Origin of the sequence: Kribbella sp. NPDC050470, assembly GCF_044458365.1 — a bacterium.
Lineage (GTDB): Bacteria > Actinomycetota > Actinomycetes > Propionibacteriales > Kribbellaceae > Kribbella.
The window spans coordinates 1-14,255 of the sequence record NZ_JBITHV010000021.1 but is presented as its reverse complement, the minus strand read 5'-3'; the positions used below and the strand labels follow the sequence as shown (position 1 = coordinate 14,255).

The following is a 14,255-nucleotide window of genomic DNA, read 5'->3' as shown; positions in this document are numbered from 1 at the left end:
TCCAGGCCATCACAATCGCACCGCCCGGTTCGCGCTGAGCGTGCCCGCGCCGGCGAGCCGCCATTGTGATGGGCTGGCGGTCCGTCCATTGACAAATTTTCCTGTCAAGTGGAATCTGGAGGCGTGCTGGGATATGTGGAGGAGCCGGAGAAGGTCCGGTTGGCGTTGTCGCCGATCCGGCGGCAGCTGCTCGACCTGCTCCGCGAGCCGTCGTCGGCGACCCAGCTCGCGGCCGCGCTCGACCTGCCCCGGCAGCGGGTCAACTACCACCTGCGGGAGCTGGAGAAGGCCGGCCTGGTCGAGCTCGTCGAGGAGCGCCGGCGGCGCGGGTTCACGGAGCGGATCCTGCGGGCGTCCGCGACCCTGGTCGTCGACCCGGGGGTGATGGGCCGCGCGTTCAGCACCATCCAGGACCAGTACGCCGCCGAGCACCTGGTGGAAGTCGCCGCCGGCGCCGTGCGGGACGTGGCCCGGATGCAGAGCGCGGCCGATGCCGAGGGCAAGCGACTGCTGACGTTCACGCTCGAGACCGAGGTGCGGTTCGCGGCGCCCGGCGACGTGCACCGTTTCACCGACGCGCTGACCGAGGCGATCCGGCGGACGGTCGAGGAGTTCGACAGCGAGGGCGGTCGCCCGTACCGGCTGATCGCGGGCGGCCATCCGGCGTCCCGTCGTACCGAAGGAGAGAAGGCATGAGTGAGGAACGACCCCGGATCGTCGTGACCGTGGCCGCGCCGGTCGAGGCGGTGTGGGACGCGCTGCGGGACAAGGAGAAGATCCGGCACTGGCACGGCTGGGAGTACGAGGGGCCCCAGGGCGGGCTCGAGGAGGAGATCGACCTGATCTACTTCACCCAGGAAACGGCCGACCCGGCGAATGCGGTCCTGACGCTCGGCAGCGGCGACGAGTTCGTGGTCGAGCCGGTGGAGGGCGGGTCGCGGATCACCCTGACCAGGGCGGCGCACGGCGACAACCCCGAGTGGGAGGCGTACTACGACGACGTCACCGAGGGCTGGATCACCTTCCTGAACCAGCTGCGGTTCGCGGTCGAGAGCCACCCGGGCGAGCCGCGGCGGACGCTGTTCTACTCCGGCGCCGGCGCTCGGTCGCCGATCGCTGAGCTGGGGATCGACGTGCAGCCGGGCGGCACGCCGTACGAGCTGGACCTGGTCGGCGAGCAGGCCAAGGGGCAGGTGTGGTTCACCTCCGAGCACCAGGTCGGCCTGACCGTCGACGGTTGGGGCAACGGGTTGCTGGTCCTCAGCCACATCCCGCCCGGCTCGGCGAAGCCGGACGGCGCATCGATGGCGGTCCTCAGCTTGTACGGCGACGTGGACCGCGACGCGCTCGACGCCCGCTGGAAGGCGTGGTGGGAGGAGCGCTACCCGGTGCCGCTCGACCTGGGTGGGTGACGATCGCGCGAGAGTGCTGACACCGCCGTGACAGTGCGCAAAGGTGCCAGCACTCTCGGTCTTCTTTTCGGGGTTACCCGGGAGTACATTCTCGCCACGGTGGCCGGCACGGGGGTCCGGGCGGTCACCGACCTCCGGCGAGAGAGGCCCTCCGGTGAAGATTCCGCCCCGCTCTTTTTCGGTGCCCGCAGTTCTCGTGCTCTCCATGGCCGGCCTTGGCCTGGTCGCAACCCCCGCGCAGGCCGACGGCCCCGGGTCCGGCACGCCGTACGTCGTGACCGTCGGCGACTCGTACATCTCGGGTGAGGCCGGCCGCTGGGCCGGCAGCTCGAACAACTCCGAAGCACCCGCGGATGCCCTCGGCACGCACGCGTACCACGACAACGCGAGCGGCACCGCCGAGGTGATCCCCCGCTGCCACCGCAGCCGGTCGGCCGAGGCGTACATCGGCGGCGGGGTCGGCGGGCTGAACCTCGCGTGCTCCGGCGCCCGCACGACCACCAGCACCGGCGACTACTTCAAACCAGGGCTCGACTTCTACGACAACGGTGCCGGGCGCCTCGGCCAGGCGAAAATGCTCCAGCAGTTCGCCGCGACCCACAACGTGAAGCAGGTGGTCGTGTCGATCGGCGGCAACGACTTCAACTTCGCGTCGATCGTGACCCAGTGCGTGACGGACTTCCTGCTGTCGCCGTCCTGGAACCCGGACTACTGCAAGGACGACTCCTCGGTGGTCGCGAACTTCACGTCTGCCAACGTGACCGCCGTACGCGGTCGGATCGCCGGCGCGTTCCAGAACGTCCGGACCGCGATGCGGAATGCCGGGTACGCCGACAACGGGTGGACGTTGCTCGTGCAGACGTACCCGTCGCCGATTCCGGCCGGGAGCGGGTTCCGGTACGTGCAGAGCGGCTACACGCGGCAGAGCGTGGGCGGCTGCGGCTTCTGGAACGCGGACGCGGACTGGGCGAACAGCACCGCCCTCGTCACCATCAACGGCACGGTCCGTGCGGCGATCAGCCAGTCGGGGTTGAGCAACACCCGACTGCTCGAACTGCAGTCGGCGTTCAACGGGCGGCGGCTGTGCGAGAAGACGGTCGGACTGTACGAGGAGGTCGGCCTGAACTCGTGGACCCAGGCGACCGCCGTCGACAAGACCGAGTGGATCAACCAGATCCGCACCGTCACGACGGTCGGCTCCAACTACTACCTCCAGGAATCCCTCCACCCCAACTACTGGGCCCAACTGGCGACCCGCTCCTGCGTCCGCCAGGCCTACAACCAGAACCGCGGCGGCACCTGCACGATCTCCGGCACCGGGCTGGTCAACGGCGAGCCGCGGATGGTGCTCAACTGACAGACGCTTCGGTACGGCGGCCTCGCGGGGCCGCCGTACCGGCGTGACCTGCGCGTGACCTTTGCCGTGAGTTCGGCGTGAGTTCAGCGTGAGTTCGGGCTGATCCAGGTGTGACGAGACTCATGCGGGCGGGGCGGTCTGGACCTGGTGCGGGTCGGGCAGGCACAATCGCGCAGACGGGTTGGCTGCCGGGTGGGGTGTTAGTGGAAACCGAATTCGCGCTGTCGCTCGGTTCGCAGCGGTGGACGCTGCCGGCCGATGGCGACACGATCACCATCGGCCGCGGTTCGAATGCCGATATCCGGCTGCCGTCGGACGACCAGATCTCCCGCATCCACGCGCGCCTGGACCGCTCCGGCACCACGTGGACGCTGGTCGACGAGTCCCGCAACGGCACCGCTCTCAACGGCCGCCGCCTGGGCGCCCCCACCGCACTCACCAACAACGACCGAATCCACATCGGCCGCTCGGTCCTGACCTTCCACGAACCCGCCCCCCGCCCCGCCGCCACCCCGCCCCCGTCACCGACCTCCACACCGACTCCGGCACCGGCATCCGCACCGACTCCGGCACCGGCAGTGCCACCAACCGCGGGCGTGTCGCCGGTGCCGCCCATCGCGGTCGCACCAAGTGCGCCACCGGCAGCTCCCCCAGCTCAAACCGCGCCGGCCGCGGACGGCAGCTCGCCAGCTCCGACCACCACGCCCCGGCCGGACGCCACCACCCCCGCGCCCGCCGGTGGCCTGGCTGCGGGCGACGCCCCGGCGTCCTCGCCCCAGGCTCCTCCCGCCCAGACCGGGCAGGGCGGCGCCAACCCGAGCACCCCGCCGCAGGGCGGGGTGGTGGACCCGTCGGCGCGGTCGGCTGGTGCTGTTGGCAACAGCCCGTCGTACGACGGCTCGGGCGGTGCGGGGCCGGCGTTTTGGGATGACTTGGCCGGGGAGGCCGGCCCGCGGGACGAGTGGGTGGATGAGGCCCCGGTGGGTTGGGTGGATGTTGAGGCGAGCGGGCCGGGTGGTGATGCGGCCTGGGCGGCTTATCCTTCGGCGGACAACCCGGAGCCGGCGCGGTCGCCTTGGTCGGAGGGGAAGCGGCCGGCGTTGGTGCGGCCTGAGGGTGGGCCGGACAACTGGTCCGAGTCGTCCGGATGGCCGGATTCGGCTTTCGACCAGCAGCAGCCGGCACCGACCCCCACACCCCGCCAGCCGGAGCAGCCGGTACGGCGTGGCCCGGCAGCAGCGACTGAGGATTCGGCAGTCGGCCGCGTGCGGCTCGGCCGGACGCTCCTGGTCGCGGCCGCCGTGCTCGGGCTCGGTCTGATCATCAACGTGGTCGCGACGTTCTTCGCCGACGGCGCCGGCGGCAGCCTGCGCTGGCTGGTCCCACCCACGATCGCACTGGTTGCGGCCATGGTCGTCGCCTTGCTCGACGCGATCGCCTCCGAGGACCGCCCGCGCTCCGGCCGGCTCGACGTACCCGTGCTGGTCGCGATCGGCGCCGTACTGGTTGCCGTCGGCATCGGCGGGTTCGCGCTGACCGCAGGGGTCGAGTACGCCGCCGCGTACGTGACCGGCAAGGAGTCGGGCGAGGACCGCTTGATCAAACCGGTCGCCCGGACCGGCGCCGGCGTCACCGTCACGGTCGAGAACGTCACGTACACAAGCCACTTCACCCGGGTCAAGGTTTCCGTCAGCAACGGGAGCGATCAGCCGCTGAGGCTCCCGCTCGACGGACAGGCCGCCTTCACCGGCGCGGACGGGAACTCCTTGAAGGCCGACGGCTCCCGCAGCCAGTGGACGGACTCGGTCGCCCCCGGCGCCGTCGAGCGCGGCACGATCACCTTCACGGGCCACCTCCCTGAAGGCGAGACCGTTGCCACACTGACCCTCCGCTCCGGCAACCCCGCCATCGCCGTCCCCGGCCTCGCCCTCAGCAACTGAGCCGGCAACCCACCCACTGCCCTACCCCCAGCTCTCAGATTGCATCGAAAATTGATATACACGCTGGCGAGGAGCGGGCCGCTGCGGCTGACGGATCTTCTGAAGACCGAGCAGCTCAAGCAGCCCGCGCTGACCAGCCTGGTCGGGAAGCTCGAGCAGGACGGGCTGTGCTCGCGGGCTCGATGCAGGTCCTGACCCGCTTGACCGAGATCGCCAATCAGGATGCCTGAGGCAACCATGAAGAACCTGGAACAGACCCCGATCCACGTGCCCGACGAGGTGCTCGACGACCTGCGCGGCCGGCTGCGCGCGACCAAGTGGCCGCTCGACGTGGGCAACGAGGACGGCTTCTACGGCGTACGTCGTACCGACCTGCAAGCGCTCGTGGAGCACTGGGCCGACGGGTACGACTGGCGCGCGGCGGAGCGGGCGATGAACGCGTACGAGCAGTACCGCGTCGACGTCTCCGGCGTCCCGGTGCACTTCATGCGCAAGGCCGGTGTCGGCCCGGATCCGACTCCGCTGATCCTGAGTCACGGCTGGCCGTGGACGTTCTGGCACTGGTCTAAGGTGATCGATCCGCTCGCCGACCCCGCGTCGTACGGCGGCGATCCGGCCGACGCGTTCGACGTGATCGTGCCGTCGCTGCCGGGGTTCGGGTTCTCCACCCCGCTCACCGGGCAGCCGGACATGAACTTCTGGAAGATCGCCGACGTCTGGCACGAACTGATGACCGAAGTCCTCGGCTACGACCGGTACGCCGCCGGCGGCTGTGACGTCGGCGCCCTCGTCACCGGACAGCTCGGGCACAAGTACGCCGACGAGCTCCACGGGATCCACATCGGTTCGGGCCTGAAACTGGAGTTCTTCAACGGCGACCGGGCCTGGGACTTCAGCGGCGGGCACCCGATCCCGCCGAACCTGCCGCCCGAGGTCCACGCGCGCATCGTCGAGCTGGACCGGAAGTTCGCCTCCCACCTGGCGACGCACGTTCTCGACCCGAGCACGCTCGGCTTCGGCCTGGCCGACTCACCGGCCGGCATGCTCGCCTGGCTGCTCGAGCGCTGGTCGAAGTGGTCGGAGGGCGAGCCGTTCAGCAAGGACGACCTGCTCACCCACGCCACGATCTACTGGGCCGGCAACGCGATCGACACCTCGATCCGCACCTACGCCAACAACAACCGCTACCCGTGGACCCCGTCCCACGACCGTACGCCGATCGTCGAGGCCCCGACCGGTATCACCTTCGTCGGCTACGAGGACCCGCCCGGAGTCACCACCCCCGAGGAACGCGTCCAGCATTTCCTCGCGAGCGACCGGGCTCCTTGGTACAACCACATCAATCTCACCGCCCATCCGAACGGCGGCCACTTCATCCCGTGGGAGGTCCCCACCGAGTGGGTCGACGACCTCCGTCGTACCTTCCGCTCAGCCAAGTCCTGACGGCAGGTCCCGGCCTGCGCGAGCCGTGGTCTCGGCCAGCGCCTTGGCCAGCGACTCGATCCGGTCGGCCGGGAACCGGACCGTCGGCGCGCTGATCGTGATCGCCGCGATCGCCACGCCGTCCGCGTCCCGGACCACCCGGCCGATCGCGCAGATCCCGGCCTCCGTGACCTCGAGGTTGAGCGCATACCCGGTCCGTCGGGTCTGCGCGACGTCACGCGTCAGGCGGCCGAAGTCCTCCTCGGACAGCACCGGCTCGGGCCCGTACAGGTACAGCTCGGCAAGGTAGTCGTCGGGCAACTCCGCGAGCAGCGCCTTCCCGCCGGACGACTCGTGCGCCGGCAGCACCGTCCCCTGCCGATCGCCGACACGCAGCATCTGGCCTGTCTCCACGGTCGCCAGGAAGCGCGTGTGGGTCCCGACTCGCACCATCAGGTTCACCGACTCGTCGACCTGATGACAGAGCCGCTCCAGGTGTGGCATCAGCAGTCGCCGCAGCTCCTGGTTCCGCGTCTGCCCGTTGAGCGGCCCGGCCGACAGCGCCGCCCCGGGCAGGTAGGTCCGGTTCACTTCGTCCTGTACGGCGAAGTCGCGGTAGACGAGCATCGACAGCAGGCGGTGCGCCGTGGACCGGCCGACCCCGAGCTCGTCGGCGGCATCGCTCAGGCGCAGCTCACCCTCGTCGCGGAGCATGTGGATCAGCCGCAGCGCGTTGTCGACGGAGGCAAGTGGATACGGCGGCTTGTTCTTCATAGCAGAAAACGATACCGCTCTGCAGAACAGGCTCCTACATTCGTGTCACCCGAACCAGGGAGGCAACGAGATGGACAACCAGTCCGAAGTAGTGGTCGTCGGTGGTGGTATCGGCGGCCTGGCCGTCGCGAACGGCCTGGCCCGCAACGGTTTCGGCGTCCGGCTGCTCGAGCGCGCCGACCATTTCGGCGAGGTCGGGGCCGGGCTCCAGCTGGCGCCCAACGCGACCCGCCTGCTGCAGGACTGGGGCCTGCTCGACGACATCGTCGACCGCGGCGTCCTGCCGGACCGGTTGGTCCTGCGGGACGCCGTGGACGGCCGGGAGCTGACCAGTCTGGACCTCGGCGACGAGTTCCGTCGCCGGTACCAGGCGCCGTACGTCGTCGTACATCGCAGCGACCTGCACGACGTCCTGCTGACCGCGTGCAAGGAGTCGGGCGTCGAGCTCCACACCGCGCACGAGGTGGCCGACGTACGACTGGACGCCGATCGCGCGGAGACCGTGTGTACCGACGGCAGCACGTTCGGCAGCGACGTCGTCCTGGGGCTCGACGGCGTGGACTCCGCGCTGCGGAAGGCGATCGTCGGTGACGAGAAGATCGGCTCCGGATTCGTCGCGTACCGGGGCACGATGCCGGCCGACGAGGCCCCAAAGTCCGTCGATCAGCACAGCGTGGTCGCTTGGCTGGGCCCCGACTGCCATCTGGTGCAGTACCCGCTGCGCCGCGGCGAGCTGATCAACCAGGTCGCCGTCTTCAAGACACCTGCTTCGCTGGACGAAGCGTTCGCGGGCTGCTGCGACGCGGTCCGCGCGGGCCTCGCGTCGCTGTGGCGGGACCGCTTTTGGCCGATGACCGATCGGTTGCCGACGGCAACCTGGTCGCGCGGCCGGCTCGGGCTGTTCGGCGACGCCGCGCACCCGATGCTGCAGTACCTGGCACAAGGCGCCTGCCAGGCGCTGGAGGACGCGCGAGTCCTCACCGACCAGGCCATGAAGTACGACGACTGGCCCGCCGTACTCGAGGCAACTCAGAAGATCCGCGCGCCCCGCACCGCGCGGATCCAGCGCACGGCCCGGACCTGGGGCGAGATCTGGCATGTCGACGGCACCGCCCGGCTGCTGCGCAACGAACTGCTGCGCACCCGCGATCGCTCCGACCACTCCCACACCGACTGGCTGTACGGCGTCTGACCGGAGGCATCCCATGAAAACATCGAGCCGCAAACCTCTTGTCGGCGCCCAAGTCGGCCTGTACGTCGACATGTTCGACGTCTACCTGCCGATCGTCGCGCTCGCCCCGGCCGCGGCCTACTTCGCGCCCGACGACATCTCCACCAGCGCCCAGCGGATCCTCACCGCGGTCGTGTTCGCGGCCACGCTGCTCGGCCGCCCGCTCGGCGCACTCGTCTTCGGCCGGCTCAGCGACAAGTCCGGCCGCAAGCGCACCACGCTCACGTCGTTGATCGGGTTCGGTCTGACCACCCTCGCGATCGCCGCGCTGCCGGGCTACCAGCAGGCCGGGCTGTTCGCGATCATCGCGCTGATTCTGCTGCGCTTCACCGACGGCATCTTCCTCGGCGGCCAGTACACCGCGGCCGCGCCGCTGGCGCTCGAGCATGCGCCCGCCCGCAAACGCGGCCTGTACGGCGCCATCATCATGACCGGTTTCCCGGCCGCGTACTGCTCGATCGCACTGATCACCGTCGTCCTGCTCAAACTGATCCCGGCCGGTGGACTCGGTACGCCGTACGTGACGTGGGGCTGGCGGATCCCGTTCGTGATCGGTGGGCTGCTGGCGCTCGCGTGGGCGCTCTGGTACCACCGGAACGTGGAGGAGTCGCCGGTGTGGAAGAACCGGAAGAACGAGGGGCACCACCCGCTCCGGGACCTGTTCCAGGGGCCGAACCTACGCGGGTTCCTGCAGGTCTTCACGCTGATGTCCGGGGTCTGGCTGGCGTTCAACATGGTCGGCGCGGTGCTTCCCGGCGTACTGCGAACGCGGCTGCCGGTCGGCACGGTGACGCTGATCCTGGTCGTCGCGTACGCCGTACTGATCGTCACGTACCTGCTTTCCGGATCGCTGGCGCAGCGGATCGGGCGCCGGCCGTTCTTCCTGCTGCAGGGTGCCACCACGACGGTGATCGCTCCGGTGCTGTTCTGGTCGATTGCCCGGGGCAAGGTTTCCGGCGCCGTCGCGATCGGCCTGGTGACCGTCGCGCTGGTGGTCGTGGTGGTGTCGACGTTCGCGGTCGTGACGACGTACATCATCGAGCGGTTCCACACCGGGATCCGGTCCAGCGGCTACGGCCTCGGGTACACCACGGCCGTGATCGTGCCGGCGTTCTACGCCTTCTACCAGGAGGGCCTGGCGACCGTGATGCCCTATGAACTGACGCCACTGGTCTTCCTCGCGGCCGGCGGTCTGCTGATCGGACTCGGCGCGTACGTCGGGCCGGAGACCCGGGACGTCGACCTCGGCGCACCGGCGGCGAAGGCGGACGCCGACCTGCTGTCCGGTTCCATGGTGGGCCTGCCGTTGTCCGGCCGCCCGCTCTCACTCGAAGGAGAAGCACGTGCCCGTGATCACTGACGACATGCGGATGATCGTCGAGCAGGCGATGCTCAGCTTCGTGGCGACGGTCTGCCCGGACGGCTCGCCGAACCTGTCGCCGAAGGGGTCGGTGCGGGTGTACGACGACGAGCACCTGATCTTCATGGACATCGCCTCACCGAACACGATGCGCAACCTGGCCGCCGATCCGCGGGTCGAGGTGAACACGATCGACGTGTTCCGCCGCCGCGGTTACCGGTTCAAGGGCACCGCGACGATCGTGCCGCCGGGCGAGCCGTCGTACGAGGAGCTGAACGCCTGGCTGCTGTCGGTGAACGGGCCTGGGTACCCGGCGAACCAGGCGGTGCTGATCCGGGTCGAGCGGGCGTTGCCGATCCTGTCGCCCGCGTACACCTTCGGCGGCGCCGACGAGGCCGAGCTCACGAAGGCCTGGATCGCCCGGTACGACGCCGTGCGGCAGGCGTCGTCGTGACGGAGACCATGCGCGCCGCGTTCATCACGTCGTACGGCTCGCCGGACGTCATCCAGTACGGCGAACTGCCGGTGCCGGCGCCGGGTCCGACCGACGTGCTCGTCCGGGTCGACGTCGTGGCCGTCAACCATGTCGACACGTTCGTCCGGGCAGGTGCCTATGCGACGAGTACGCCGTTCCCGTTCGTGATCGGGCGGGATCTGGTCGGGACGGTGGTCCGGTCGTCGGTGGCGGAGTTCGCGCCTGGGGATCGGGTGTGGTGCAACAGCCTCGGTCATGACGGGCGACAGGGGTCGTTTGCGGAGTTTGCCGTCGTACCGCGGGATCGGTTGTATCTGTTGCCGGAGGGGGTGGAGCCCGCCGAGGCGGTGGCGGTGCTGCATACGGCGGCCACGGCGTACCTGGCGCTGTTCCGGACTGGAGGGCTGGCGCCCGGCGAGACGGTGCTCGTGCTGGGGGCCGGAGGTGGTGTCGGGAGTGCGTTGGTGCAGTTGGCGTCTGCCGCGGGCGCTCGGGTCGTTGCGTCGTGTTCTCCGGATGACTTCGACTGGGTCCAGAGTTGCGGGGCCGAGCAGGTCTTCGACCACCACTCCGAGGTGCCCGCGTCCGCGGTTGATGTTTGGATCGACAACTCGGGCCGGCATGATCTTGAGGCCGCCGTACCCCTGCTGGCTCAGGGCGGACGCATCATCGCGCTGGCCGGGATGGCGGCCCGGCCTGTGCTGCCGATCGGTGCGCTGTACACGCGAGACGCGAGTATCCGCGGCTTCGTGATCAGCAATGCGTCGGCGGGTGACCTCGCGGACGCGGCGAAGCTGATCAACGGTCAGCTGGCGGCGAAGCGCCTGCGGGCCCGGACGCGCCCTGCGTTGCCGTTGTCAGCGGCGGCCGATGCTCACCGTCAAATGGAGTCCGGAGTGCGGGGGCGGATCCTGCTCAACGTGTCGGGGACGTAAAGCTGCCTGTCGTGGACGTGAGGCAGCGGTCCTGGACGTGAAGCCGCTCAAGCGCCGAGGGCTTCCTGCCAGTTGTCGGCCCAGCTTTGGAGGGGGCCGAGTGCCTTGATCAGGTCGCGGCCGAGGGGGGTCAGGTAGTAGCCGTCGTCGTCGAGGGTGACGAGCTCGGCTTCCGTCAGGGTGGCGAGGCGGGTGGTCAGGACACTCGACGACATCTGTCCACAGCGACGCTGGAGCTCGCGGAACCCGAGCGCGTCCTCCCGCAACTCCCAGATCACCCGCAACGTCCACCGCTGCCCGAGCAGGTCGAGCGCCGCCATGATCGGCCGCCCGGTCGTCGATCCCCGGACCGGCCGGCCGGGGCGTGGGGTCTCAGCCATCGCCGCCTCCCTTGTGCTTCTGTTTTCGAAGCATCATAGTGGTTCGAAAACAGAAGCACTCCCTGAGGTGACCATGCCACGCATCGAACCGCTGACCCCGCCGTACGCCCCGGACGTCGAACAGGCCCTCCGCAAGTGGATGCCACCCGGCGTCGCCCACGAGCCGCTGGCCCTGTTCCGCCTCCTCCAGCACCACCCCGACCTCGCGTCCCGAATGCGCGTCCTGGGCGCCGGTCTCCTGGCCCACGGCGAGCTTCCGGCTCTCGACCGCGAGCTCATCATCGCCCGCGTCTGCGCCCTGAACGACTGCCAGTACGAGTGGACCGTCCACGCCACAGTGTTCGCCGACCAGGTCGGCCTGACCCCATCGATGCTCCAGGCAACCATCAACGGCAGCGCGGACTGGCCGCCACACCACCGCGCCCTGCTCGACGCGATCGACGAGCTCCACACCACCGCCCACCTGACGGACGCAGCCTGGAACGCCCTCGCCGACCACTACACCACGCCCCAACTGCTCGAGATCGTCGTACTGGCCGGCTGGTACCGCACAATCAGCTACATCGCCAACGCCGTACACCTAGCCCCCGAGCCCTGGACAGCCCCGTACCCCACCACTTAGGTCCAAACCACAGGGTTCCCGGTCTCCACCGAGCCCCGAAAAACGCTAACCAGCACCGCAACGCTCCCCTCGAACTCGCTCGAGTCATAACCGCCCACCCGAACCAGCAGCGAGCTCGCTCCCTCGGCGATGCTGGTGGTCACCCAGGTCTCGCCACGCTCCGGGTGATCGAGGTCGGTCAGCCAGGCGCCGCCCTCGCCGGCTCGCTGCCCCACGCGGTGCGCCCGGAAGACCAGCTGCTTGGCCCCGTCCAGCACGAACAACCCGTCCGCTGTGTATCCGATCACCCCTGAGAACGTAGGCGATCCGGCACTCAGAGTGCTCACGCGCCGGTGTCGTGACTCCGTTTCGATGGACTGTTGCATGTACGTGCAGAAGTCACCAAAAGGCCCCTTGGCCGGGCTACAGTGACCTGCTGCCTCGGGTAGCCCGAGGCAGCTTTCTCTTGTCCTGGAGGGGGACTCCTTGATGAAACTGCAGCGCCTTGCGCTCGCCATGGCGGGCGTGGGCATGCTCGCCGCGACCGCCGCATCCGGTCCGGCCATCGCCGGCACGCAGGCAGACCCGAAGCCGTCCTGGACGGTGAAGTCCGCCGAGTCCAAGCAGCGCCTGTCGGTGCAGGCCGCGGCCGCCGCCTGCATCAGCTGGGTCGGCTGGCCGACCGGCGCCAACACCGTGGAGTCGGTCGACGTCACCGCCGCCAAGCCGCCGCGTGCGGCGGCGTACGAGCCGTTCAACTTCACCAGCACCCGCGCCAACGCGACCTGGTACCTGGCGCAGAACGCCACCGGCACCCAGGTCTACTTCTACGGCCTGTTCCTGCAGGGCGACGCCCTGTACCGGCACACGACCTACCTGTACGAGACGGGTCTGCCGCGGCCGACGTACAAGCGGATCGGCGGCGGCTGGACCAGCTTCAAGTCCATCGCCACGTCCAACTACAGCGTCGCGCAGCCCCGGCACGCGTACCTGTACGGCCTCAACACCAACGGCAACCTGTACCGCTACGCGCAGGTCAACGGCGGCTTCAAGTCACTCGGCTCGTTCGCCGGCTTCCGCGGCTTCAAGACGATGACCGTGATCAGCGAGACCGCGACGTACGACACCCTGCTGATGACCACGACCGCCGGCGCCCTCTACACGATCCGCATCCCGGTCACCGGGACCGCGAAGCCGGTCGTCAAGCTGATCCGCAGCGCCGGCTGGTCGTCCTTCGAGTCCCTGGTCACCCACAGCTGCGGCACCCGCGGCGGCACCCTGGTCGTCGGCGTCGACCACAACACCGATTCCGGCTACCAGTACGCCTTCAGCCACGCCACCGGCTCGACAACCGCCATCACCTCCTACGGCAAGATCCCCGCCGTCTTCAACGGCATCAACCACGTAGCCTTCACCACCCACTACGACCAACTATTCGGCGAGTAACCCACCCGCCAACTGACACAAACCCAACCATCCGGGGACGCCGCCATCGCGACGTCCCCGGATGTCATTGAGCGCAGCCCTGGGGGTCCCTGGGGTTCGGCTGGGCGCGCAGGCTTCCGTACCGCTCCATCCGCTCTCAACGCAAGCGCGAGCCGAGGGCGCTGTAAGGACGGATTGCTCTAGAACTTCCGAGGAGTAACCAATTCCCGAGCAGCTTACGAGTTGTCGGGACGAGTTAAGATTCCTCGCACTGCCGGGCCGGCGTATTGAAGAACGGTTTCGTACCAGGTCGGATCGAAGAGATACTCGATGACTCTTATAATCACAGCGTCGTGAATCACTGTGTCACCTTCATCGAGGAGGTGCTCCGTCAGCCGCAGACACCGCTCAATCATCTCTAGGTCCCGCAGGCGAAGCGCTGGCTCAAAGATACCCCACCAAAAACACTCCGAGACAATTCCGAAGGCCAGGACCGCGCCTTCATCTGCGCGCTCACGAATCACCTCGTCGAGCGCCGCCTTTGAGGATGGGAACCATCCCATCAGAATCGAGGGTAGTTCGTCATACGTCATCACAGCATCACCCACCGGACTATGAGACCGAGACTCTACAGCGACTCGGGCTAGATCTCCTCGGCTGGCCACGTCCAGAGGGTGCCACGCCTAGCCGGAATCGACGCCCTTGCAACCAGTCGCACCCGCTCCTCTTCCGTCCACCAGACCCCAGCCAGCTCCCTGCTCGCACGCGAAAGCGATGCGTCCGACGCGTCCTTCAAAAGCTCATTGACATCACGCGCCACGACAGCAACCTGCCGCTCGTCGGCACGACCTAGTTTCGCGTAAACGATGTTCTTTGACCGGGTTTGCAGTGGTCGAGTAGGTCGTCGGCGGTTTTGGTCCAGATGAAGGGTTGGCAGCGGTCG

Annotated in this window: 16 protein-coding genes; 12 read left to right on the top strand and 4 right to left on the bottom strand. The window is 68.7% G+C overall.

The window, feature by feature from the left end; translation table 11 throughout:
- Positions 1-123 precede the first annotated feature (123 nt).
- From ACIBGM_RS43100 to ACIBGM_RS43075, 6 genes are all read left to right on the top strand, one after another.
- Positions 124-696 carry an ArsR/SmtB family transcription factor gene (locus ACIBGM_RS43100; protein ID WP_396388851.1) on the top strand — a complete coding sequence of 191 codons (573 nt, stop codon included), beginning with the start codon at positions 124-126 and terminating at the stop codon, positions 694-696.
- Positions 693-1,412, top strand: coding sequence for an SRPBCC domain-containing protein (locus tag ACIBGM_RS43095; RefSeq protein ID WP_360524304.1), 720 nt, complete (start codon positions 693-695; stop codon positions 1,410-1,412). The genes ACIBGM_RS43100 and ACIBGM_RS43095 overlap by 4 nt, the downstream gene beginning before the upstream one ends.
- Positions 1,413-1,617: 205 nt before the next feature.
- Positions 1,618-2,769: a hypothetical protein gene (locus tag ACIBGM_RS43090; RefSeq protein ID WP_360524307.1), complete on the top strand. Its 1,152-nt coding sequence runs from the start codon at positions 1,618-1,620 to the stop codon at positions 2,767-2,769.
- 203 nt (positions 2,770-2,972) lie between these two features.
- Positions 2,973-4,709 carry an FHA domain-containing protein gene (locus ACIBGM_RS43085; protein WP_396388850.1) on the top strand — a complete coding sequence of 579 codons (1,737 nt, stop codon included), beginning with the start codon at positions 2,973-2,975 and terminating at the stop codon, positions 4,707-4,709.
- 51 nt (positions 4,710-4,760) lie between these two features.
- Complete coding sequence (locus ACIBGM_RS43080) at positions 4,761-4,904, top strand: MarR family transcriptional regulator (RefSeq protein WP_360524313.1); 144 nt, start codon at positions 4,761-4,763, stop codon at positions 4,902-4,904.
- A 42-nt stretch (positions 4,905-4,946) separates the two neighbouring features.
- Complete coding sequence (locus tag ACIBGM_RS43075) at positions 4,947-6,152, top strand: epoxide hydrolase family protein (protein ID WP_396388849.1); 1,206 nt, start codon at positions 4,947-4,949, stop codon at positions 6,150-6,152.
- On the opposite strand, the gene ACIBGM_RS43070 is transcribed toward ACIBGM_RS43075, so the two are convergent.
- Positions 6,138-6,905, bottom strand: a complete 768-nt coding sequence (locus ACIBGM_RS43070; protein ID WP_396388848.1) for an IclR family transcriptional regulator — start codon at positions 6,903-6,905, stop codon at positions 6,138-6,140. The genes ACIBGM_RS43075 and ACIBGM_RS43070 overlap by 15 nt on opposite strands.
- A gap of 70 nt (positions 6,906-6,975) precedes the next feature.
- Here ACIBGM_RS43070 and ACIBGM_RS43065 point away from each other — a divergent pair, with 70 nt between their 5' ends.
- Genes ACIBGM_RS43065 through ACIBGM_RS43050 form a run of 4 tightly spaced genes read left to right on the top strand, consistent with a single transcriptional unit; the run spans position 6,976 to position 10,906 of the window.
- Positions 6,976-8,097 (top strand): FAD-dependent monooxygenase, encoded by a 1,122-nt coding sequence (locus ACIBGM_RS43065; protein ID WP_360524316.1) that lies wholly within the window; start codon positions 6,976-6,978, stop codon positions 8,095-8,097.
- Between the two features lie 13 nt (positions 8,098-8,110).
- Complete coding sequence (locus tag ACIBGM_RS43060; RefSeq protein WP_396388847.1) at positions 8,111-9,496, top strand: MFS transporter; 1,386 nt, start codon at positions 8,111-8,113, stop codon at positions 9,494-9,496.
- Positions 9,480-9,950 (top strand): pyridoxamine 5'-phosphate oxidase family protein, encoded by a 471-nt coding sequence (locus ACIBGM_RS43055; protein WP_396388846.1) that lies wholly within the window; start codon positions 9,480-9,482, stop codon positions 9,948-9,950. The genes ACIBGM_RS43060 and ACIBGM_RS43055 overlap by 17 nt, the downstream gene beginning before the upstream one ends.
- Complete coding sequence (locus tag ACIBGM_RS43050) at positions 9,947-10,906, top strand: NADPH:quinone reductase (RefSeq protein ID WP_396388845.1); 960 nt, start codon at positions 9,947-9,949, stop codon at positions 10,904-10,906. Before ACIBGM_RS43055 ends, ACIBGM_RS43050 begins: the two co-directional genes overlap by 4 nt.
- 47 nt (positions 10,907-10,953) lie before the next feature.
- On the opposite strand, the gene ACIBGM_RS43045 is transcribed toward ACIBGM_RS43050, so the two are convergent.
- A complete protein-coding gene (locus ACIBGM_RS43045; RefSeq protein ID WP_360524328.1) occupies positions 10,954-11,286 on the bottom strand; it encodes a helix-turn-helix domain-containing protein in 333 nt (110 codons plus the stop codon).
- Between the two features lie 73 nt (positions 11,287-11,359).
- Here ACIBGM_RS43045 and ACIBGM_RS43040 point away from each other — a divergent pair, with 73 nt between their 5' ends.
- Positions 11,360-11,908 carry a carboxymuconolactone decarboxylase family protein gene (locus ACIBGM_RS43040; protein ID WP_396388844.1) on the top strand — a complete coding sequence of 183 codons (549 nt, stop codon included), beginning with the start codon at positions 11,360-11,362 and terminating at the stop codon, positions 11,906-11,908.
- Here ACIBGM_RS43040 and ACIBGM_RS43035 read toward each other — a convergent pair.
- The gene (locus tag ACIBGM_RS43035) at positions 11,905-12,195 is read right to left on the bottom strand and encodes a hypothetical protein (RefSeq protein WP_396388843.1); all 291 of its coding nucleotides are present in this window, start codon (positions 12,193-12,195) and stop codon (positions 11,905-11,907) included. The genes ACIBGM_RS43040 and ACIBGM_RS43035 overlap by 4 nt on opposite strands.
- A gap of 181 nt (positions 12,196-12,376) precedes the next feature.
- Here ACIBGM_RS43035 and ACIBGM_RS43030 point away from each other — a divergent pair, with 181 nt between their 5' ends.
- Positions 12,377-13,333: a hypothetical protein gene (locus ACIBGM_RS43030; RefSeq protein WP_360524337.1), complete on the top strand. Its 957-nt coding sequence runs from the start codon at positions 12,377-12,379 to the stop codon at positions 13,331-13,333.
- 215 nt (positions 13,334-13,548) lie between these two features.
- Here the strand turns inward: ACIBGM_RS43030 and ACIBGM_RS43025 are convergent, their stop codons facing one another.
- Positions 13,549-13,920, bottom strand: coding sequence for a hypothetical protein (locus ACIBGM_RS43025; protein ID WP_396388842.1), 372 nt, complete (start codon positions 13,918-13,920; stop codon positions 13,549-13,551).
- Positions 13,921-14,255 lie beyond the last annotated feature (335 nt).